The 22,958-nt window shown below is 40.6% G+C and carries 20 protein-coding genes; 6 read left to right on the forward strand and 14 right to left on the reverse strand.

All coding sequences use genetic code 11. The features are described 5' to 3' along the window. The first annotated feature begins 27 nt into the window (after positions 1 to 27). Together CS931_RS05790 and CS931_RS05795 are read left to right on the forward strand one after the other, a co-directional pair. Positions 28 to 1,434: a S1C family serine protease gene (locus CS931_RS05790; protein ID WP_099204824.1), complete on the forward strand. Its 1,407-nt coding sequence runs from the start codon at positions 28 to 30 to the stop codon at positions 1,432 to 1,434. Positions 1,435 to 1,554: 120 nt separating this feature from the next. Further along, the gene (locus CS931_RS05795) at positions 1,555 to 2,037 is read left to right on the forward strand and encodes an amidase domain-containing protein (protein WP_099204825.1); all 483 of its coding nucleotides are present in this window, start codon (positions 1,555 to 1,557) and stop codon (positions 2,035 to 2,037) included. A gap of 109 nt (positions 2,038 to 2,146) precedes the next feature. On the opposite strand, the gene CS931_RS05800 is transcribed toward CS931_RS05795, so the two are convergent. The 3 genes from CS931_RS05800 to CS931_RS05810 form a co-directional block, all read right to left on the reverse strand. Further along, positions 2,147 to 2,680: a cysteine hydrolase family protein gene (locus CS931_RS05800; protein WP_099204826.1), complete on the reverse strand. Its 534-nt coding sequence runs from the start codon at positions 2,678 to 2,680 to the stop codon at positions 2,147 to 2,149. A 26-nt stretch (positions 2,681 to 2,706) separates the two neighbouring features. Continuing rightward, positions 2,707 to 3,789 carry a GntR family transcriptional regulator gene (locus CS931_RS05805; RefSeq protein WP_207653738.1) on the reverse strand — a complete coding sequence of 361 codons (1,083 nt, stop codon included), beginning with the start codon at positions 3,787 to 3,789 and terminating at the stop codon, positions 2,707 to 2,709. A gap of 80 nt (positions 3,790 to 3,869) precedes the next feature. Next, positions 3,870 to 4,304 carry an acyl-CoA thioesterase gene (locus CS931_RS05810; RefSeq protein WP_099204828.1) on the reverse strand — a complete coding sequence of 145 codons (435 nt, stop codon included), beginning with the start codon at positions 4,302 to 4,304 and terminating at the stop codon, positions 3,870 to 3,872. A gap of 312 nt (positions 4,305 to 4,616) precedes the next feature. Here CS931_RS05810 and CS931_RS05815 point away from each other — a divergent pair, with 312 nt between their 5' ends. Together CS931_RS05815 and CS931_RS05820 are read left to right on the forward strand one after the other, a co-directional pair. Beyond that, positions 4,617 to 7,541 (forward strand): acyl-CoA dehydratase activase-related protein, encoded by a 2,925-nt coding sequence (locus CS931_RS05815; RefSeq protein ID WP_099204829.1) that lies wholly within the window; start codon positions 4,617 to 4,619, stop codon positions 7,539 to 7,541. Continuing rightward, complete coding sequence (locus CS931_RS05820) at positions 7,534 to 8,817, forward strand: 2-hydroxyacyl-CoA dehydratase (protein WP_099204830.1); 1,284 nt, start codon at positions 7,534 to 7,536, stop codon at positions 8,815 to 8,817. The genes CS931_RS05815 and CS931_RS05820 overlap by 8 nt, the downstream gene beginning before the upstream one ends. 71 nt (positions 8,818 to 8,888) lie before the next feature. Here CS931_RS05820 and CS931_RS05825 read toward each other — a convergent pair whose 3' ends face one another. Beyond that, positions 8,889 to 9,131, reverse strand: coding sequence for a helix-turn-helix domain-containing protein (locus CS931_RS05825; protein WP_099204831.1), 243 nt, complete (start codon positions 9,129 to 9,131; stop codon positions 8,889 to 8,891). Between the two features lie 141 nt (positions 9,132 to 9,272). Between CS931_RS05825 and CS931_RS05830 the strand changes: the two genes are divergently transcribed. Both CS931_RS05830 and CS931_RS05835 read left to right on the forward strand, forming a co-directional pair. Beyond that, a complete protein-coding gene (locus CS931_RS05830; RefSeq protein WP_099204832.1) occupies positions 9,273 to 9,461 on the forward strand; it encodes a hypothetical protein in 189 nt (62 codons plus the stop codon). Between the two features lie 166 nt (positions 9,462 to 9,627). Further along, complete coding sequence (locus CS931_RS05835) at positions 9,628 to 10,398, forward strand: M23 family metallopeptidase (protein ID WP_099204833.1); 771 nt, start codon at positions 9,628 to 9,630, stop codon at positions 10,396 to 10,398. Between the two features lie 211 nt (positions 10,399 to 10,609). On the opposite strand, the gene lexA is transcribed toward CS931_RS05835, so the two are convergent. The 10 genes from lexA to CS931_RS05885 all read right to left on the reverse strand — a co-directional run bounded on the left by lexA (position 10,610) and on the right by CS931_RS05885 (position 22,954). Continuing rightward, on the reverse strand, positions 10,610 to 11,194 hold the full coding sequence (gene lexA, locus CS931_RS05840; RefSeq protein ID WP_099204834.1) for a transcriptional repressor LexA: 585 nt from the start codon (positions 11,192 to 11,194) through the stop codon (positions 10,610 to 10,612). Positions 11,195 to 11,696: 502 nt separating this feature from the next. After that, entirely contained in the window at positions 11,697 to 13,253 is a 1,557-nt protein-coding gene (cls, locus tag CS931_RS05845) for a cardiolipin synthase (RefSeq protein WP_242964912.1), read from the reverse strand. A gap of 203 nt (positions 13,254 to 13,456) precedes the next feature. Then, the gene (gene ileS / locus CS931_RS05850; protein ID WP_099204835.1) at positions 13,457 to 16,585 is read right to left on the reverse strand and encodes an isoleucine--tRNA ligase; all 3,129 of its coding nucleotides are present in this window, start codon (positions 16,583 to 16,585) and stop codon (positions 13,457 to 13,459) included. Between the two features lie 403 nt (positions 16,586 to 16,988). Further along, a complete protein-coding gene (gene lepB / locus CS931_RS05855) occupies positions 16,989 to 17,561 on the reverse strand; it encodes a signal peptidase I (RefSeq protein WP_159459749.1) in 573 nt (190 codons plus the stop codon). Positions 17,562 to 17,665: 104 nt separating this feature from the next. Next, positions 17,666 to 18,292, reverse strand: a complete 627-nt coding sequence (locus tag CS931_RS05860) for a V-type ATP synthase subunit D (protein WP_099204837.1) — start codon at positions 18,290 to 18,292, stop codon at positions 17,666 to 17,668. Between the two features lie 15 nt (positions 18,293 to 18,307). Beyond that, positions 18,308 to 19,774 (reverse strand): V-type ATP synthase subunit B, encoded by a 1,467-nt coding sequence (locus CS931_RS05865; protein ID WP_099204838.1) that lies wholly within the window; start codon positions 19,772 to 19,774, stop codon positions 18,308 to 18,310. Beyond that, a complete protein-coding gene (locus tag CS931_RS05870) occupies positions 19,771 to 21,534 on the reverse strand; it encodes a V-type ATP synthase subunit A (protein ID WP_099204839.1) in 1,764 nt (587 codons plus the stop codon). The genes CS931_RS05865 and CS931_RS05870 overlap by 4 nt, the downstream gene beginning before the upstream one ends. 11 nt (positions 21,535 to 21,545) lie before the next feature. Further along, the gene (locus tag CS931_RS05875) at positions 21,546 to 22,151 is read right to left on the reverse strand and encodes a V-type ATP synthase subunit E (RefSeq protein ID WP_099204840.1); all 606 of its coding nucleotides are present in this window, start codon (positions 22,149 to 22,151) and stop codon (positions 21,546 to 21,548) included. Positions 22,152 to 22,199: 48 nt separating this feature from the next. Further along, entirely contained in the window at positions 22,200 to 22,508 is a 309-nt protein-coding gene (locus CS931_RS05880; RefSeq protein ID WP_099204841.1) for a V-type ATP synthase subunit F, read from the reverse strand. 23 nt (positions 22,509 to 22,531) lie between these two features. Next, positions 22,532 to 22,954, reverse strand: a complete 423-nt coding sequence (locus tag CS931_RS05885; RefSeq protein ID WP_099204842.1) for an ATP synthase subunit C — start codon at positions 22,952 to 22,954, stop codon at positions 22,532 to 22,534. Positions 22,955 to 22,958: the final 4 nt, after the last annotated feature.

A 22,958-nucleotide genomic window follows, 5' to 3' on the forward strand; every position in this document is an offset into this window, starting at 1 on the left:
AGAGCAAAACATGAAAGGAGTTTCATTATGAACGATTCAAACAACTACGGTTCCAATCCGTATAATGCAAACAATAATCCACAAGAAAGTCCTAAAAACAATGAGAACACTGTCCCGACATGGACTTCACAAAACCCGCCTAATACACAAGGATATCAGCAAAACAGCTCCTATACTTGGAGCACCGCGAATCAGCCGCCTGTCTACGCAGCGGTAAAACCTAAAAAAGCAAAGAAACATACTGGTTTTAAGATTGTAGCTGTACTGCTTGCTTGCTTGCTTATTTCAGTTGGTTCTATGGGTGGTTTTTCCTATCTCATTAAACAGGGATATATCTCTATTGCCGCTAATGACACAGACAACACAGCTGCTTTTACAATCAATAAAGTGGTAAGGCAAGAAATTCCGGCAGACAACATGTCCACCGAAATTACTCAAATGACACCCCAAGCCATTGCTGAAAAACTAATTCCATCCGTTGTCTGCATACAAGTTTTCCAAAAAGAAAATCAGAATCAATTCAATTTTAATGCGTATGGAAACTCTTCTGACAGTGACAGCACGCTCGAGCCGGTTTCACAGGGTTCTGGTATTATCTATAACAAAGATGGCTACGTTATCACCAATGCCCATGTTGTATCAGGTGATTATAACTTAAAAGTCATCACACACGACGGCGAAATTTATGAAGCAGAGCTGATTGGTGCTGACACAGAAACCGACCTTGCTGTCATCAAAATTAACGGAAATGGCGCTAGCTTTACTCCCGCTGAATTCGGCTCCTCCGATGATTTGAAAGTAGCCGACTCTGTCATGGCAATCGGCAACCCGGGCGGCATCGCCCTTAACTCAACAGTGACAATGGGTTATGTTTCAGCTTTAAATCGTGAAGTTGCATCTGCTGAAAACGCCTATGCTCTAAAATATATTCAAACAGATGCTTCAATCAACCCCGGTAATTCCGGCGGTGCTTTGGTCAATATGTACGGCCAGGTCATCGGCATTAACACAGCAAAAATATCACAAACCGGCTATGAAGGTCTTGGCTTTGCAATTCCGATTGACTCCGCACAACCAATTGTCAGCAATTTAATGGAATTCGGCTATGTAAAAGACCGTGCCATGATTGGCATTACCTACACTTATGTAGATGAAATTACAGCTCGCTATAACGGTCTACCTGCCACTGGTTTATTTGTCTATGGTTTAACCACAGATAACGCAAAATCTTCAGGGCTTGCATGGGGCGACCTTATCACCAGCATTAATGGCACTGATATCACTTCTACCTCTACTGTTACTTCTGTTCTTGCTCAGAAAAAGCCAGGAGAAACTATCTCACTTGGTGTAACACGACCTTCAACCTCTGAAAAGTTAACCATTGAAGTGGTACTTTCTGAAAACAGCGGTCAAACTGCTACTACAGGAGAATAAGCAAACTTTATATAAAATCTTTATACCTTCTCTTTAAAAGACAGCTCACAACTGGTGAGCTGTCTTTTTGTGTCAACACTCTTGTCTTTTCATATCATATAAAGAGAAAGGGTGAAAAATATGCCTACCTTATATAATCGAACTGCTGCTGTAGACTATGCTCACCGCTGGGCATTTAAGCGTAATCCTGCTTATATGGATTTTCATGGAATCGGCGGCGATTGTACCAATTTTGTCTCACAATGCTTAAAAGCCGGTGGTCTTCCTCAAAACTACACACGATACACCGGTTGGTATTATAATTCACCTCTTGATCGTGCAGCCGCATGGACAGGGGTGGAGTACTTCTATCGCTTTCTTACAACAAATCAGGGCATCGGCCCCAAAGCAACAGTAGTGCCTCTTGAAGAGATTAAACCAGGCGATGTCATTCAGCTTTCTTTTCTTCCCCAAACTTTTGGCCACACTCTTATTGTGGTGGCTGTTGGCAGCCCCGCTACGGTGCAAAACGTTCTCATTGCTTCTCATACATTTGATTCAGATAACCGCCCGCTTTCTACCTATTCTTATCGCGCCTATCGCTGTCTGCATATAGAAGCTTAGCTATTTGTATCCTTATAACCGCTCATTTGTTAAATTGGTCAATAAATAAAACAAAATAAAAAAGCCGCAGAAACATGAAAATTTCTGCGGCTTTTTTATTCACTAACTATTACCCGTTTATCTCAGCAATAACTTGTTCTACCTTGGTGACCCTTGCAAAGCGATTTCTCCAAATTTTATTCTCATAATATTCAGACAACTGCTTGCCACTTGCAAATGCACTGTCAAATGTTGTTGTCGTTCCTTGAGGTATGGTAATATCATATTCATATTCGAAGGCAACCTTGCAGGTAGTATCTACACAATATTCTGACTGCATACCGCAAAGAATCAAACTTTGCATTTTATTTTTTTGAAGATATTCCTTTAATTCTGTTTCACGAAAGGCACTGTTATATTGCTTCTCAATCACTTTCTCTTCAGCCAAAGGAGCCAGTTCTTCATAAATTGCCCAGCCTGCCGTTCCGCTTTCGAGCTCATCCCCGATTCCTCCATCATGCTGCACATAAATTATGGGTATTTTTTTCTCTCTGCATGCTTGCAGCAATCCGCTTATATTGGATATCACAGCAGTTTTATTATATGGTTTGGCTTCCACCAAAGCAGTTTGCATATCAACTAGTAATAAAACGTCATAATTCATAATCTATTCCTTTTCTATGGCTTCTTCTATTTTATCAATTTTCCCTCTGTACTTTTCCCAGAGGAAAAACCCCATTCCATAACAAGCGAAGATTCCTCTCGCCCTTCCATCATATTGAGCAATTTGCGTGCGGCGACAGAACCAAGTACTTCTTTCGGATGATTCAGTGATGTTAACGGCACGGCAGATAAATCACTAAAAAGGCTATGGTCAAAGCTGATAACGGCCATATCTTGTGGTACTTCTTTATCACAAGACTTTAAAAGATTGACAAGCTTTACAGCAATTTCGTCGTTATAACACACCACTGCCGTGCAATCTTGCAAGGATTGTATCACTCTTGCTCCCTCATCCGCCAACAGATAACGGCGGTTTTCTGAATTAAACCAAATAACCCATTCATCTTGAATCGGCAATTTGTGTTCAATTAGAGCCTCTAAATAACCAGCATAACGATTCAATCCTTGTCTATCATCATTCTTAAAAATGCCGGCGATTTTCTTGTGACCTTTTGAAATCAAATGTGAAACAGCTTGATATCCACCTCTTTTATCATTCATGACTACATAAATTTGTTCTTGATTTTGGGGATAATAGCCGTTAAAAAAAACCACAGGTATTCCCTTTTTCTCCAGCTTTTCATAAAGAGATAAATTGGGGTTTGGCAGTGCCGTTTTGGTACCCTCAACGATTAGTCCATCCACTGGCTTTTTTAGGTATTCTTCTAAAATAGCCCGCTCACTGTCTACACGGTTTCCTGTCGCATTCAGCATCATGGAAAAACCATTTTCTGTCAGTTCACTTTCCATTCCCCGCAAAATGGAGGGAAAGATATATTCACTGATATAAGTGGCAATTACACCCACACGCCATGTTTTTTTGCGCTCTTTTTTGCTCTCTTTAATATAGGTGCCGCTACCCTGTTTTCTTTCTACAAACTGTTCTTGTTCAAGCATTGCCAAAGCTTGTCTCACTGTTTGACGGCTCATGCCATATTTTTCTGCTGTCTCGTTCTCTCCCGGGATTTTCTGACCACCCACATATACGCCCTGTAATATTTCACTTTTAATCTGCTCAAAAAGCTGCAAATATTTGGGTTTATCTTTCAAAATCATCACTTCCTGCTGTAAATTATACTTTCCTTCCTCTGACCTTAGTATGTCATAAATAATATGTAATCTTTCTCGTTTTATCTTTCTAAATCAGCCTTCTCCAATGCTTTTGTACAGAAATCATGCAATTGCGGAATCGCACGTTTCAGAGAAACCGGTTTTCCTTCGCTATTTAAAAAACAATGCTGCGTTCTACCTGTACAACAGAGTTTTCCTGTTTCTTTATTTGTCACTTGGTAACAAAAACTGGCTTTAGAGCCTGTGTACTTTTCGAGTGAAACTTCAATGATAACTGTTTCAGCAAAATGGGTCATGGCAATATATTTTGCTTCTGCTTCTAAAACAGGAATCATAAACCCCATTTGCTCCACCCTGCTATAACCAAAACCTGTTTCTTCCAGCCATTTCGTACGCGCTTCTTCAAACCATCGAATATAATTAGAGTGATGAACACATCCCATTTTATCAGTTTCATAATACTGTATTAATCGTTCATAAAAAGTACAGAACATTTTAGACCTCCCCCTTGCCTTGTTTGCCCATTTGTGCCTTATTTTTGCTTTATAAAATTATACTTATTTTGATTATACTGCAAAAGCATCTATTTTAACAGCTATTTTTCGAATTTTTGAACGCTATCTGACGAAAAATTTTAATGCGTAGTTCATATTTAAGCATTTGCTTTTTGTAGTAAAAAATGATATGATAAGTAGCAGCAATTTTATAGAAAAGTTATGCTGAATCGTTTATTTTCGCAATAATAATATTAGTTTCTATTATATTATTATTAGGTTTTAAACTAAGAAAGTTGAATGGTGATATGTATGAAGATAGGACTCGATGTTGGTTCAACCACTTTAAAATGTGTGGTTTATGATAAAAAAGGTGATATCGCTTTTTCTGCCTATGAAAGACATTTCTCTCAAATCGCTGAAAAGGCCGGAGAAATGCTCACTAAAATTCAAAATGAATTTCCTGACACAGCAGAAGCTTCACTTTGCGTTTCAGGTTCTGCCGGTATGGGTCTTGCTGAAGACCTAGGCATCCCCTTTGTTCAAGAGGTTTATGCCACTCGTCTGGCAACCAAAAAATATATCCCCGACGCCGATGTGGTTATTGAACTTGGCGGTGAAGATGCTAAAATTCTGTTCCTTTCTGGCTCTATGGAAGTTCGCATGAATGGTTCTTGTGCCGGCGGTACAGGTGCTTTTATTGACCAAATGGCAACACTGTTGCACATTACCCCCACAGAGCTAAATGATATTGCTGGTGAAAGTGAAAAAACATACAGCATCGCTTCTCGCTGCGGTGTGTTTGCGAAATCCGATATTCAGGCTCTTTTGAATCAAGGTGCACAGAAAAACGATATTTCTAAAAGTATTTTGACTGCTGTTGTCAACCAAACGATTGCGGGATTGGCACAAGGCCGTGAAATCAAGGGAAAAGTTGTATATCTCGGCGGCCCTTTGACATTCTTTTCGCAATTGAGAGATTCTTTTGATGAAATTCTTGGTGTAGAAGGAATCTGCCCTGAAAACTCCCTTTATTTTGTTGCTGCTGGTGCTGCTCTTACCGAGCAAGAAAAAAACTTTGATTTAAAAAATATTACCGGACAAATTCAAACTTACGTTTCTAAAACACCTTATAAAAGTGATGCACCGCTTTTCAATCACTGGGATGAATTCGAAGAATTCCGCAAGCGTCATGATTCTCATGCTGTTTCTACCGAAGCAGCGCTAGGCGAGAACAAAAAAGCCTACATAGGCATAGACGCTGGCTCTACGACCATTAAAGCAACTGCTATCAACGAAAATGAAGAGATTATTTTTTCAAGATACATGTCAAACAGCGGTAACCCGATTCCGCTGATTCGTGAATTTTTGATAGATTTATATAACAAGTTCCCTGGTATTCAAATTATGGCTTCAGCTTCTACAGGCTATGGCGAAGAAATTATTAAGAATGCCTTTCATTTGGATGCCGGCCTTGTCGAAACCATGGCTCATTTTACTGCTGCCAAAAAGTTTGACCCAAATGTCGATTTTATCATTGACATCGGCGGTCAAGATATTAAATGCTTTAAAATCAAAAACGGCACAATCGACAATATCTTCTTAAACGAAGCTTGTTCCTCAGGCTGTGGCTCGTTCTTGCAGACTTTTGCCGGTGCGCTTGGCTACAAAATGAGTGATTTCGCTTCTTGCGGTTTATTCGCCGATCACCCTGTTGATTTAGGCTCACGCTGCACGGTGTTCATGAATTCATCGGTTAAACAAGCTCAAAAAGATGGCGCTACCATTGAAAATATCTCTGCCGGCCTTTCTATCAGTGTCGTCAAAAATGCACTTTATAAAGTCATTCGTGTTACTGATTCTGATTCTTTAGGTCAGCATATTGTCGTGCAGGGCGGTACATTTTTGAACAATGCTGTACTGCGTGCCTTTGAAAAAGAAATTGGTAAAGACGTCATTCGTCCTTCTATTTCAGGTTTGATGGGTGCTTACGGTGCTGCCCTATTTGCTAAAGCCAATGCGCCTCAAAAAAGTTCTATTATTGGTCCTGAGGAGCTTGAAAGCTTTACACATGAAGTTAAAACCACCACCTGTAAGATTTGTTCCAACCACTGCCAGCTCACGATTAACCGCTTCTCAAACGGAGAACGTTATATTGCCGGTAATCGCTGTGAACGCCCGTTAGCCAAGAAAAATCAAACAAAGGAATATAACCTTTACGACTATAAGAAAAAGCTGCTTGCCTCCTATGAACCTTTTGAAGGTCCTCGAGGCACCATCGGCATTCCAATGGTGCTCAATATGTTTGAGCTGTATCCTTTCTGGCACACCTTTTTCAAGGCACTGGGATTCGGTGTAATGCCGTCTCCTGATTCTTCCCGTAGGCTTTATTTTGAAGGACAGCACACCATTCCATCCGATACCGTCTGCTATCCGGCTAAAATCTCACACGGACATATTGAACGTCTGCTTAAAAGGAATGTAGATGCGATTTTCTATCCCTGCATGAGCTATAACATTGATGAGGATATGGGCGACAATAACTTTAACTGTCCTGTTGTGGCCTATTACCCCGAAGTGCTGAATGCCAATATCGGTGCACTTGAAAAGACAAATTTCATTTACGACTATGTCGGCTTACACCGTCCCAAAGACTTCCCCGTTAAAATGACAGCTATTTTGGCAAAATACTTTGATGATATTGATAAAGAAGAAGTCAAGAAAGCCGCTCATATGGCTTATGGCGAATATGAGATTTTCATGACTAAGGTTCGCACCAAGGGCAAGCAGTACGTTCAAATTGCACAAGACCAAAACTTGCCTGTTATTATTCTTGCCGGTCGTCCTTATCATTTAGACGGTGAAATTAACCACGGCATTGACAAACTAATCTGCGAATGCGGTGCCGTTGTGGTAACGGAAGACTCTATCAGCAACTTGGTTTCAAAATTCCCTGTGAATGTTTTGAACCAGTGGACTTACCACTCTCGTCTGTATGCTGCTGCCAAATATGTGGCAGACAGTGGCGATAACCGTATCAACTTGGTACAGCTCGTTTCTTTCGGCTGTGGTGTTGACGCGATTACCAGCGATGAAACCAGAAGTCTTTTAGAGGATAGCGGTCGCATTTATACACAGATTAAAATTGATGAAATCACCAATCTTGGCGCTGTTAAAATTAGAATGAGAAGTCTGTTTGCGGCACTCAAGCTGGGTAAGGAGGCTATTCATGGCTGAACACGAGCTTAAAAAAGTTGAATTTACCAAAGAAATGAAGAAAACCCATACGATTATTACGCCTAACATGGCTCCGATACATTTTGAGCTCATTAAAAATGTAATGGAGAGCTTCGGTTATAAAGTGGATTTGCTGCGCACACAAGGCCGTGAAATCGTGGATGAGGGTTTGAAATATGTGCATAACGATACCTGTTATCCCGCACTTTTGTCAATTGGGCAGATGATGCACGCTTTACACAGCGGCAAATATGACCTCGACAAAGTAGCCTTAATTATGTCACAAACAGGCGGCGGCTGCCGTGCCTCTAATTATATTCATCTTTTGCGCAAGGCCTTAAAACAAGATGGATTAGACCATATCCCTGTTATTTCGCTGAATATTTCAGGATTAGAAAGCAATGCTGGTTTCAAGATTACTCTACCCATGATTCGCCGTGCTTTAGCAGCACTGACTTACGGAGATTTGCTGCTTCTCCTCAAAAATCAAACAAAGCCTTACGAGGTTCGTAAAGGCCAAAGTGATGACTTGGTTCAAAAATGGATTACCGAGCTAACCGATTTATTTGCTCAAAACAAGGCCTTTTCACAAAAAGAATCTAAGGTCTATTACGATAAAATTGCGCAGTCCTTTGCTGCAATTCCGATACAAAAGACAAATAAAATTAAGGTTGGTATCGTAGGAGAAATCTATGTCAAATATTCTCCTCTCGCTAACAACAATTTGGAAGATTTTTTGTATGAACAAGGTTGTGAGGTCATGGTGCCCGGTATTCTTGGCTTTATGATTTTCAAGGTTGATAATCGTTTAGAAGATGTCAATCTATATGGAGGCAGTATTGCTAAAAAAAATGCGATGTCGCTCCTGAAATGGTATTTCACCAAATATGAGAACGATTTGATTAGCGCCTTAAAGCCTTATCCCCAATTCACCTGCCCTTCTCCTTATTCTCACCTGAAGGAGCTTGCTGGTGACGTCATTGGCTATGGCTGCAAAATGGGAGAAGGTTGGCTTCTAACAGCAGAAGTAATGGAATTGATTGAGAATGGTTATGAAAATGTTGTTTGTGCACAACCATTTGGTTGCCTGCCAAACCATATTGTCGGCAAGGGTATGATTCGCAAAGTAAAAGAAAAAATGCCAGATGCCAATATCGTTCCCATTGATTATGACCCTAGTGCTACTGAAGTCAATCAAGAAAACCGTATCAAACTGATGTTAGCAGTGGCGCAAGAAAATCGCGACCGCAAAGAAGAAGAAAACAAAAAGTCTTAAAAGTAGAGCCTGTGCTTAGATGTAGCACAGGCTCTTATGATTATAGGGACTTGACTAATTCAAAAAATAGCTTATTGAATCTCTTGCTCTAAATTTCGGAAAACTTCTGTATCAAAAAATGTAAATAGGCTAATTCCAAAACCGTCACAAATTTTTTTGAGGGTAACAATACCCACATTCTGTGTTTCGTTGTTGAGAATGCTTTTAATGGTTGACTGCGGTACGCCGGCTTTATAGCTCAATGCATTGGGTGTAATTTGATACTCTTTACACAAACTTAAAATGCGTTGTTGTACAGCCTCCCTTGTATTCATGTTTTCCTCCTAGCAAACTGCTGTTAAGAAGAGAATAACCTTTATAGAACAGCATTGTTAGTGATATATCACTAATTATATCAAAAAATAATGTTATAATTAGTAATGTATAATACCAATTAACAGAAAAGGAACTCTTTTATGGACAAGTATAAGCATCTATATTTTACTTTATTCAACAAATTAACTAATTTGCAAAATGAGATTACAGAGATACAGCAGGGTATGGAAGAACTCTATCTCGCTACCTTTATCGATGAAACTGAAGATAAACCAACTATCCTCTATTTTGATGAGCAAAAGAAAGAGGGCGAAAAAAAAGCAAAATGAGTTTTAATTTCTTATTTTAAATGAAAACAATTATTTCTTAAATTTGCTTTGTCAAGGAATGAAACCCAGAAAATCCGCTCATACTACTCATAAGTTAAACTTAAACTTGCAGTCGCAGTAAACGTTATCCTGCGATTTCTATTTTAATCTGAAAGGAAGTTTGATTATGAGCGGAAAACGTTTTTCAGGAGATAAAGCTAAGAAAAACGGGTTTTATCTGGCCTTGGCTGTCTGTCTTGTAGCCGTAGGAATTGCAGCATGGAGTACCTATGAAGCTGTGCAAGGATATCTTGACACAGAGGACAACATCCCCATTTCTGAAAGCAATACAAGTAGCAGAACGGCTGAAGATAACAACTTTGTTAAATCAACCCCTGCTCCCACTCCAAATGCACAGCCAACTGACGCCGAAGAAGGAACAACAGGCGAAACAAGTAACACAGAAGAAACCAACACAGAAGTGGAAGAAAATGCACCTGTTGCTGAAACAGGCCCCTTGTATCTTGTCAGCGAAGTGATGATTCACCCCGTTTCTTCTGAAACAATTTTAAAAGCATATAGCAAAGGCACTCCCGTTTTCTCCCCCACAATGAAAGACTGGCGTATTCACACCGGCACCGATTTTGCAGCTGCGACTGGCGAAGAGGTAAAAGCTTCTGCCAATGGCGTTGTGCAAGATATTTACACCGATTTCTTGCTTGGAAATATTGTTGCCGTTGAACATGGCGATTATGTTTTCTACTATTGCGGACTAGGTGAACAATTTGAAGTAGAAAAAGGCGAAATTATTTCTGCTGGTCAAATTATCGGCAAAATTACAGCTGTTCCTTCAGAAGCTGCCGAAGAATCTCATCTGCATTTAGAAGTAAAACGTGATGGAGCTTATCTTGATCCTACCGAGGTTTTAGCTCAATTTAAATCTGCAGACGCAGAGTAATAGGCAAGTCAAGCATTTTAATAAACACTTGATTCTTAAAACGATATCTCTAAATGGATATGGGCTGGCTACAACATTTGAAAGCTAACTTAAACTTTTATTGTGTTTATTTTTCTTTCTATGCAATTCTTTATCACGAGAGTATATTGTAACTCCAAATAAAAAAGCAGAGGATAAATCCTCTGCTTTTTCTATGCACTATCTCGTTTTTTTAAATATAACGCAATACCGCTACTACTTTGCCCAAAATCTGCACATTGTCACTGTAGATAGGTTCAAAATCCGCATTTTCAGGTTGCAGACGAACACAATTCTCTTCTCTGAAAAAACGCTTGACGGTAGCTTCATCTTCAATCAGAGCTACCACAATGTCGCCATCTTCTGCTGTCGGTGTACTTTCAGCAACAACATAATCTCCATCTAAAATAGCAGCATCTTTCATGCTGAGTCCACAAACATGAAGTGCAAATAATTCTTTGCCTGATTTATCGACAAAGGGAATATAACCTTCTACATCTTCAACCGCTAAAATAGGCAACCCAGCAGTAACTCTTCCTAAAATCGGCACTTGCGTTGATTTTTCTGCCCCGCCCAAACGAATGGAACGATTCAAGCCCGCATCACGCTCAATATATCCTAGTTTTTCTAATGTTTTTAAGTGAGCATGCACGGTAGAAGTAGATTTTAGACCTGTTGCAGCACAAATCTCTCGCACAGAAGGCGGCACACCTCGACCAGCTTCTTTCTTTAAAAACTCAAATACTTTTCGTTGGCTGTCTGTTAACCTGTTTCCCATGTTCTGTTAACACCCCTCATTTATATATTCTATTCTTCTCCATATATTCAAAAACAAACTCAAAATGCTTATCTGCCAATAAACCATATATTTTCTAAAATCGAAACTCAATTTGTATCATACTACTTATTTTAGAAATTTGCATAGTTGTCTTTCTTGCCAAAAAAACGAAGACATCTAAGTGTTTTGCTTTTTCATACAGTAAACTTATTTGTTGCTATTATACCATACTTAGCTTGTATTTGTAAACAAACGTTTTTAAAACTTTCTGACATTCATTCAAGAAGAGTTAACATAATCCACTTAATAAATTAAATCTTTATTCATAGCCTTTTAACAACTAAAATCATTTTCGGGGTATAATGTAAGTGTACTCAAACAGAAACGGACCGCACCTTTTCTGAACGAAGAGTACATGCTCTACCCTCCTCAATAATACCCCTCAAGCAAAAAAGAAGAACTGGCTTAGCCGGTTCTTCCTTTTTTTGTTTTTATTAAGAAATCACATTAGCGGCGCAAATATTTTAAGCAGTCCACGTCCAATTTTAATAGGCCACGGTACATTTTTTGCTTGCTCATACGTAACTTCTTCACTCACTTCAATAATGTGACGAAAATCTTGCAGCATTTCTGCTATTATCGGAGCTTTATAAAGCAACACTCCACATTCAAAATGAAGATATAAACTGCGATAGTCTACATTAAACGTACCAATAGTCGCCAGTTTATCATCACAGATAAAAATTTTAGAATGGATAAATCCGGGTGAATACTCGTAAATGCGAACACCGCTCTCTATCAAAATCTCATAATTAGAACGTGTCATCGCATGTGCATACCAATGATCAGGGATATGCGGTACAACAATCCGCACATCTATGCCCTGCTTTGCCGAGTTACATAACGCTGTCAGCATTTCATTGTCAATTACAAGATAGGGCGTTTGAATATAAACATATTCTTTGGCTCTGGTAATCATATTAAGATATACATTCTCACCCACCAATTCTTTGTCCAGTGGACTATCATAATACGGCTGTACAAAGCCCTTTTCTTCAAATATTTCTTGATTTAAACCTTGATAACGGGTGAAATCTTCTTCTATTCCTGTTACAAACTCCCATGTCGACAAAAACATCACCGTCAGACTCCAAACGGCATTACCCTCTAAAAGAATAGCTGTGTCTTTCCAGTGCCCATATTTTTCATAGGCATTAATATATTCATCAGCAATATTAATTCCTCCCGTAAAACCAACCTTACCATCTACAATTACTATCTTACGATGGTCACGGTGATTCAGTAGGGCACTCAAAACAGGCATCATGGGATTAAATTGACAACACTGAATCCCATACTTTTTCAGCTCTTTCTCATAGTTTTTGGGTAGTGTAATAATGGAACCAACACCATCATACATAACCCTTACTTCTACTCCTTGTGCTGCTTTTTCTTTTAAAATCGCCAAAATTCCATCCCACATCTCGCCCGATGCAATAATGAAAAATTCAATAAAAATGAACTTGTCCGCTTTTTGAAGTTCTTCTTTCATTCGTTCAAAGGCCAATTCTCCCAAAGGAAAATACTCCGCATTTGTGTGACTATAAATAGGACAATGTACTTTCTCTTTTAAATAGCTTATTTGCGCTTTTATACTTTTATGATTGCCAGTTACTTCTTCCACACTCAGGTTTTGCGCCCTTTTTAAATGAAATTCACTCTGTTCATTGGCTCTCTTCAACCTCGTTCTAATTTTTTTATTGATGTAGCCCATGCCAAATAAAATATAAATTAGCGCACCAAACACGGGGAGAAATAAGATCAATGTAATCCATGTGATTTTATAAGCGGGGTTACTTCTGCTATTGATGATATAGAAAGATAGTATAACGGCGGATACCGTCGAACCTGCATAAAAATAAACAAAATGCTGCTGCATGACTGTAAAAGCCAACACTAAAATAAAAATTTGGAACGCCAAAGAAACAACGATATAGAGTAAGTGAAGCACTTCGGCACTTAAAAGAGCTTTCAGTACCTTTTTCCATTTTTTCTTCACGGCATAACCTCCAAAACTGATTGGTAAACAAAGTCATAGTTCTTAGATTTCACGTTGACTTGGCAATAAAGACAATACTAATATACAATTGCTGTTATGTCAATTACTGTCGAATTTTTAATAAAACTCTTTTTATAAAAATAAGCTGTGCTTTGCTTGGTACAACATGGCATACCAAACAAAACCCAGACTTATTTCATTTCTTATTTTTGGATTTTTTCGACTCCAAAGCGAACTGTTTCACCATTGATATCCCATTCGGTTTCAATTCCGCCGACCACATCAATATTCAGTTCTTCAGCCAAGACTTCGTCCATAATTTGTTCTTTGTTCTCGTTCATTACAGCAAGCACTTTTGGACTTCCCTGTGCATAGATTTTAATCGTATCCATGACATCAAAATCAGCGTCACGGCGCATAGATTGAATCTTGCTGATAACTTCACGCACAAAGCCTTCTTCAATTAGTTCAGGTGTCAGCGTGGTATCCAGAACCACTGTCACACCTCGGTCAGTAACAGAAACAAACCCCTCTGCTTTCGCCGTTTCAATAATCAGTTCCTCTTCTGTCAGTTCGATTTCACCCGTAGAGAGTGTAAGCTTTATCTTTCCTGATTCATCTAGCTCTCTCTTGGCCTTTAAGCCCTCAAGTGCTGACAAAGCTTCACGCACTTCACCAAGTTGTTTGCCGAATTTCTTACCCAGCAGTTTAAGCTGTGGTTTGAAGATATAATCAGAAAACATAACCGCATCTTTAACAAACTCAACATGCTTGACGTTTAGTTCTTCTTCAATAATTCTTTGATATAATTCGCCTGATTCACCTTTATCTGTCTTGACAAACATTTTGGCAACCGGCTGACGATTTTTAATGGTAGCTTCATTTCGGGCTGCTCTTCCAAGCGCCACAATTTCAAGCACATTTTCCATTTCATTTTCAAGCTCTGTGTCAATCCAAGCCGACTCACTGACCGGATAATCACAAAGGTGAATACTTTCAGGAGCGTTACTGTCCAGATTACAAACCAAGTTTTGATAAATGCTTTCGGCCATAAATGGAATCATCGGTGCGGCAGCTTTCGCTGTTGTAACCAAAGCAGTATACAGTGTTTTATAAGCATTAATTTTATCTTGTGTCAGCTCTTTACCCCAGAAACGCTGGCGGCATCTTCTGACATACCAGTTGCTCATTTCATCTACAAAGTCTTGCAGAATACGAGCCGCTTCTGTAATCTTGTAGTTCTCAAGATTCTTGTCTGTTTCGGCTACCATGGTATTGAGCTTAGATAAAAGCCACTTATCCATAATCGAAAGCGTCTCTGGCTTCCACTCATATTCATTCGGATTGAACTGATCAATGTTGGCATATAGCACATAGAACGCATAGCTATTCCAAAGGGTAGACATAAACTTGCGCTGGCCTTCCATAACAGCTTTACCGTGGAAACGGTTTGGCAGCCAAGGGGCCGAATTGCTGTAGAAATACCAACGAATCGCATCGGCACCATAGTTTTCGAGTGCGTCAAACGGGTCAACAGCATTACCTTTAGATTTACTCATCTTCTGTCCGTTTTCATCTTGCACATGCCCCATGACAATAACATTTTCATAAGGAGCTTTATTGAAAATCAAGGTAGAGATAGCGAGTAACGAATAGAACCAACCTCTTGTTTGGTCTACTGCCTCTGAAATAAATTTGGCGGGGAATTGTTCTTTGAACAACTCTTGATTTTCAAAGGGATAATGATGCTGTGCAAACGGCATCGAACCTGAGTCAAACCAACAATCGATAACTTCCGGCACACGCTTCATTTGCTTGCCGCATTGATCACACTTAATGGTAACACCATCGATGTAAGGGCGGTGTAATTCGATGTCGTCAGGGCAATTATCCGACATTGATTTCAGTTCTTCAATGCTGCCAATGGCATGGCGATGACCACATTCACACTCCCAAATATTTAGTGGTGTGCCCCAATAGCGGTTACGGCTGATGCCCCAATCCTGCACATTTTCAAGCCAATCACCAAAACGGCCTGTTCCCACATTTTCAGGAATCCAGTTAATCGTTTTGTTGTTGCGAATTAAATCTTCTTTCACGTCGGTCATTTTGATGAACCAGCTATCTCTGGCGTAGTAAATCAGCGGTGTGTTGCAGCGCCAGCAATGCGGATAGCTATGCTCAAATACAGGAGCACTAAACAGCAAGCCACGGTTTCTAAGGTCAGCTAAAACCTCTTTATCGGCATCTTTGCAGAACATACCAGCCCAAGGTGTGCTGGCGTCCATCTCGCCTTTTCCATCAACTAACTGCACAAATGGCAGCTCATAGGCCTTGCCAATTTCATAGTCATCAGCACCAAATGCGGGAGCAATATGAACCACACCGGTACCGTCTGTCAGCGTGACATAATCGCCGCAAGTGACATAATAGGCTTTACCGTTTGGATGCACAAAGTCAAACAACGGCTCATATTCTTTATATTCTAAGTCTTTACCAATATAATGCGCTAAGACTTCATAAGTGCCTTCACCCAAAACAGTATCGCAAAGTGCCTGTGCCAAATAATAGACCTGACCGTCCTCGTTCATCTTGACTTTAACATAGTCTACGGTTGGGTTCACACAAAGCGCCACGTTAGATGGCAATGTCCAAGGAGTAGTCGTCCATGCCAAAATGCTAGCTTCTTCTCCCTTAACTTTAAAACGAGCAATGGCAGAACGCTCTTTGACATCCTTGTAACCCTGTGCTACTTCGTGGCTAGAAAGGGGTGTTCCGCAGCGAGGACAGTAAGGTACGATTTTAAAACCTTTATAAAGCAGGCCCTTTTGCCAAATTTCTTTGAGTGCCCACCACTCTGATTCAATAAAATTGTTGTCATAGGTGACATAGGGATTTTCCATGTCGGCCCAAAAGCCAACGGTTTCGGAGAAATCTTCCCACATGCCACGATATTTCCAAACACTCTCTTTGCATTTTTCGATAAACGGCTCTAGTCCATATTCCTCAATCTGTTCTTTGCCATCAAGACCCAAGAGTTTTTCCACTTCAAGCTCAACAGGCAGACCGTGCGTATCCCAACCGGCTTTGCGAGGAACATCATAGCCTTTCATCGCACGATAACGAGGGATTAAATCTTTAATCGCTCTCGTCAGCACATGACCAATATGCGGTTTGCCGTTTGCCGTCGGCGGACCGTCGTAAAACACATAGCTCTCGTTGCCTTTTCTCAAATCTAAACTTTTCTCAAAGATTTTATTGTCTTTCCAAAACTTTTCTATTTGTTTTTCTCTCTCAACAAAATTGAGATTTGTCGGTACTTTTTGATACATAATCGGTGACCACCCTTTCACAAAGTGCAGGTTCTCTCTGCTCCTTTATCCACTACTATCCAGTATGCCCTTATCAAAAGCATATAAAACAAAAAAAGCCCGCCCTGATAACAGGACGAAGCTTTTGACCTTCGTTATACCACCCATGCCAGCACATAAGCTCCCTTTAACGGTGGAAATCCGGCAAAACTTAATTGCCCATTTGTAGGGCTTTCAGTTTGCAGCTCAAGAGTGATTTTGGGCACAGTGCTACTGGTATTCGGCTCTCAACACCCCGAATTTGCTGTATCGTTCCTACTGTACTTAGTTTCTCTATCATTGCCTTTGACTATTATTCTCATAATAGCAAATATTCATTTGTTTGTCAATTGTCAGTTTCTTTTCTGTGCTGTAAGGCTGTGTTTTACGCCAAAGTGCCTATCTGGTTGAACGGATAAAGACGAACGACGGCTTTGCCCATGACTAATTTTTGAGAGAGTGTGCCAATCATGCGGCTGTCGGCAGAGTCGTTACGATTGTCGCCCATCACAAATATTTCTTCTTCTGGAACAACCATGTCAATTTGATTATCTTTGCCCCAGTCTTGCTCTTTCAAATACTCTTCTTGCTGCACTTCGTCATTCACAATCAGCTGGCCATCTTGAATCTGAACGTGATCACCACCCACGGCAACTACTCGTTTCACAAGCCGTTTACCAAGAGGGTTATCTTGATCAATCACCACAATATCATGTCTTTGGGGTTCATACGCTAACTCCCAAATAATCATATAGTCACCGTTATGACAAGTGTTCTCCATGCTCTGCCCCTCAACAACAATAGGGCGTGCAATAAAATGAATAATCAGCAAAAAGATAAGCAGAAAACTCCCCGTGCTTAAGATGAAAGATAATATTTCTTTCCCAGGATTCACTTTTTCTTCTTTCTCTGAAATGATGTCATCCTGTTCTTCAATCGATTGGTTTTCTTGGTTCATGTAAGTCCCTCTCTTACCACACTTCATTTTTATTTTGGCTATCTACCCAAATTTCTATAAGCTATGGCAAGTAGTATACACCAAACTTGTTAATAAAGAAAGACTTAACTGTCTTTTTTTGTATTCTGCGCTTTGATGACTTTCATGCGAGAAAATTCTTCGCGCTCTTTTTCTTCCAAAGAATCTGTAATAAATTTTACAGACTGTATCAACCTTGGAATCATAATATTTTTCAAAGCATTTGCACGCTTTTGAATCTTTTTAATGGCATCTGCCAAACGGTAGACACTGTTCTCCACTTCGGCAAGCTGTGCGGTCAATTCTTTTACCTTCAAAAACTGCATATAGGCTTCATCTAATGTTTCGTTGGATTTTGCCATGCCATATGGCACTTTGCTGTAGACTTCTGATGATTCAAGCTGCACAATAGGAATCTCCACACCCATAACACTTCTAAAGCTAAGCTGCACACCTGTTTCTACCGGTACTACTCCAGAAAGCTCTTTGCAGATGCCCAGTGTCAGGTTTGCCTGCTGCAAAGCAGCATAAGCGGCTGTATATGTGTCATCGATGACAGCCTGAATATGAGAGGCACGGTCAATCAAAAGCATCATCTCATGAATCAAAATATTACGTTTGCGGTTCATGAGATCATATCCGACTTTGCTAAGGCTAAGCGACTTTTTGGCCGCAATCAGATTGGCTTTGGTAGGTACAACTGCATTTGCCAAGCCTGTCACCTCCTATCAGATTTCATCTTCTAATTCTTCATATTCTTCTTCGTTCTCTTGTTCTTTTGATTTTTGTGCCTCGAGTCTTGCTTCTAGTCTTTTCTTCGCCGGTTCATAATATTTGTCTAGAATCTCGTCATCCACTCGGTCAAGCTCTGCTCTGGGCAGATATCCCAAAAGCTCCCAACCTAGGTCTAAGCTCTGTTCAATCGTACGGCTTTCATAAAACCCTTGCTTGATAAAGCTATTCTCAAAAACCTTGCCGAATTCGATATATCTTTTATCTGCCGGAGAAAGCTCTTCTTCACCGATAACAGAAGCAAGTGAACGAGCTTCAGATACCTTTGAGCAAGAAGCAAACAGCTGACTGGATACGGCAGAGTGATCTTCTCTGGTGAATCCTTCACCAATACCATCTTTCATCAAACGAGAAAGAGAAGCAAAAACGTCAATTGGCGGGTAAACACCGGCATTATCCAAATCTCTGTCAAGCTGAATTTGACCCTCTGTAATATAGCCTGTCAAGTCAGGTACAGGGTGCGTTACGTCATCATTCGGCATACTCAAAATAGGAAGCTGTGTTACGCTGCCTTTTTTACCATGAATCATACCGGCTCTTTCATAAATAGAAGCCAAGTCACTATATAAATAACCCGGATATCCTTTTCTGCCAGGGATTTCACCTTTACTGGAAGAAAATTCACGCAGTGCTTCACAATAGCTAGTCATGTCAGTCATGATAACCAAAACGTGCTTGCCAAGTTCAAAGGCCAAATATTCAGCTGCGGTTAAAGCACAACGAGGAGTCAAGGTACGCTCGATAATCGGGTCATTGGCAAGATTCAAGAACATGACAACGTGGCTCAAAACACCGCTTTCGTCAAAACTACGACGGAAATATTCAGCAACGTCTTGCTTAACACCCATGGCAGCAAAAACAATACAGAAGTCATCTTCTCCATCCACGTCAGCAATTTTTGCCTGACGGGCAATCTGAACGGCAAGCTCATTGTGTTTCATACCCGAACCGGTAAAAATCGGGAGCTTTTGTCCACGAATCAACGTCATCAGCGTATCAATTGAAGAAATACCTGTATTGATATAATTCTGCGGATAAAGTCTTGATACAGGATTAATTGAGCTTCCGTTAATATCCATGCGTTTTTCTGGGAAGATATCGCCCAAGCCGTCAATTGGTTTGCCTGAGCCGTTGAAAACACGACCCAAAATTTCAGGTGCCAAGGGAAGTTCCATGGGATGACCCGCTAAACGGATTTTGGTGTTATCCAGTGCCATGCCACGTGTGCCTTCAAATACCTGAATCGTCACGCGGTCGCCTTCAATTTGTGCCACTCTGCCTTGACGGGTTGTGCCATTGTCAAGTTCAATGGTAACAACTTCTTCAAAAGAAACATCTTCTACGTGGTCCAGCACAATCAGCGAGCCTCTGATTTCTTTCAGCCCAACATATTTGATAATCATACTGTACCTCCTTGAATTGCTTCCAACTTCTCGTCAATTTCTTTGATGTAACTATCAAACATTTCAAGACGATTGTTGGGAATATCATATTTCATCTTGACAACCTTTTCAAACAAGCCTGTTTCTGTTACCGCTGAAATCGGAATGCCTCTTTCAACAATTTGTTTGGCTTTGTGGTCAAGATATAAAATCACTTGCATCATCTTCATTTGCTTTTCAAGCGAAACGTAAGAATCTTCTTGGTGAAAAGCATTTTGCTGTAAGAAACCTACACGAATGGCTTTTGCTGTTTCCAAAACCAACTTTTGGTCATCAGGAAGAACATCAGCACCAATTAATCGCACAATTTCCATAAGCTTGTTTTCTTCTTGCAGAACCGCAGCCATTCTCTGGCGATATCGTAAGAAATCCATGCCTAAATGTGCTGCATACCAAGGCTGCAAATCTTGTTGATATTCACTGTAGCTGTCTGTCCAGTTAATAGCCGGATAGTGTCTTGCATAGGCCAGTGATTTATCAAGCGCCCAAAAACAGCGGGTAAAACGTTTTGTATTCTGCGTGACCGGTTCAGAAAAGTCGTTACCGGCTGGTGAAACAGCACCGATAATCGAAATAGAACCTTCTTGACCGCCAAGTGTTTCAGCAAGCCCTGCACGCTCATAGAATTCAGCCAAACGGCTGGGCAAATAAGCAGGGAAACCTTCTTCTGCCGGCATTTCTTCCAAACGTCCGCTAATTTCACGAAGCGCTTCTGCCCAACGAGAAGTGGAGTCTGCCATGACGGCAACGTGATAACCCATATCTCTATAATACTCAGCCAAAGTAATGCCGGTATAAATAGAAGCTTCACGGGCGGCCACAGGCATGTTACTGGTGTTGGCAATCAGCACCGTTCTGTCTGTCATGGGGCGTCCGCTTTTCGGGTCAATCAATGCCGCAAATTCTTCAAGAACCTGACTCATCTCATTACCACGCTCACCGCAGCCAACATAAATGATAATGTCAGCATCACACCATTTTGCCAGCTGGTGCTGGGTCATGGTTTTGCCGGCACCGAATCCGCCTGGAATCGCAGCAGCGCCGCCTTTGGCAATCGGGAATAAGGTGTCAATGACACGCTGTCCGGTAATAAGAGGCACACGACTCTCAAGCTTTTTCTGAACGGGTCTGGGTGTACGAATTGGCCACTGCTGATAGAACTTAATCTCATGCTGTGTGCCGTCTTCCGCTTCCAAAACCAATGCTATGTCTTTCAAGCAGTATTTTCCGTTCTCTTTGATGCTGACAACCTTGCCGCTCACACCATAAGGAACTAAGAATCGATGCTCAATAATGGCCGTTTCAGGGCAAACAGCAAATATATTTCCACTTTCAAGTGTATCGCCTATTTGCACCTTAAAGATAATATCCCACATTTTTTCTTCATCTAAAGAAGAAACATGACTGCCCTTAGCAATAAAAGCTCCGCTTGTTTTTTCAAGCTCTTTCAGCGGTCTTTCAATGCCATCAAAAATATTATCCAAAATGCCGGGGCCAAGCATAGCAGTCATCAGGCTGCCTGTGCCCTCAACGGGTTCGCCCGGTTTTAATCCGGTGGTTTCTTCGTAACACTGAATGGTAGTGATTTCATCTTCAACGTGAATGACCTCACCAATCAGGCGCTTCTCTCCGACAAAAACCATCTCCATCATTGAAAAACTCTTTGTGTCACGCACCGTTACGACCGGCCCGTTTATTCCAAAAACTATATCATTTCTCATGTTTTCCCTCTTTAAATCACAGATAAATCGGAATACAGAGCAAACCAATCATGCTGATCACACAGCAAAGAATCTAAACTCTGGTCTACCATCTTGCCGAGCTTTGTACTCTTGACCTGTAAACCGCCGATTTGTATCGCTGCATCTGTTTGAAACTGGCATGGTCTGCCAAAGGCTTTCTGCAAATCTTCTTGATAGCGTTCGTCTGCTTGTTTGATAACAAACACAGCATCATCTACTGCATACAGTTCTTTTATGCTCTCAACTTGTTTCAGCAGAAACGGCAAATACTCTTCTGTCTGGGTAAAATCCAGCAGTCGTTTTTTGGCGTCTTCAAATACTTGATTTGTAATTTCTCTTCTTTGTTTGAGAATGTCTTGCTTTACATCTTGTTCGCGATGTGCTATCTCGCGTGACATCTCAGAATTAACTTTTTCTAAACGGTGTTGGATATATAAGCTCATTTCTTGCTGAATGGTTTCTTTGGCACATTTCAGCTCTTCTTGTTGCTTTTGCTGAAGCTCCTGCAAAATTTGCTCACTTTGCAGTTTAGCATAGTCAAAAATGGCTTCTTGAAATTTTCCTGCATTCTGCATCCGCTCTTTTTGATCTGCCATTTTCTCCCCTCTCTTCTCTATTCAGTTTTGATTTCTCATTTTCATAACCTATATTTTGAGTCCAATTGCTTCTCTAACATAGCGGCTGATTGAATCTTGTGTTCGTCCATCGCCATGTCTGTCTGGAATCTCAACAATTAGAGGTTTTTTCATCTTTAGCTTTAAATCGTAAATCATATCGGGTAAAAGCTCTAGCAGTCTTGCCGTAATCAGAACAATAGCAATGTCCTCTTGCGATGTGGCATAGTCCAATGCTTCTTTCACCTCTGCGGCTTCATGCACCACTACACCTTCAATTCCTGCCAGACGCATTCCTACCTGTGTGTCAACGTTGTCGCTGATTAAATAAAAACGCATAGTAACCCTCTTTCAGGTTTCCATCAAACTTTTGTCATCAAAATCAAAATAGCAATAAGCAAACCATAAAGAGCAATACCTTCACCCAAAGCAACGAAAATAATTGCCTTACCAAAGTTCTTGGGGTCTTCGCTCGTAGCTCCGATAGCCGCTGCCGCAGAAGGACCAACAGCGATACCGCCGCCGATACCGGCAATACCAACAGCTAATGCTGCTGCAAGCAAGCCTAAACCATTTGCAGGGGCAGCTGCTTCTGCTGTAGCAGCAGAGGTAACCAACGGCATTGCAAAAGAAATCACGCCAACTAGCAAGAAAGAACCAATTTGAGAAAGCATAACAGTTCTGGGTTTTTTACCTCTTTGAACACTCTTGGTTGCCATGATAACAGATGCAACTAGAAAAACAACGGGCAATGCCAACATAATAGACTTCAAAATAATATTCATAATA

This window comes from Scatolibacter rhodanostii, assembly GCF_900197595.1.
In the GTDB taxonomy this organism is placed as follows: domain Bacteria; phylum Bacillota; class Clostridia; order Oscillospirales; family Acutalibacteraceae; genus Scatolibacter; species Scatolibacter rhodanostii.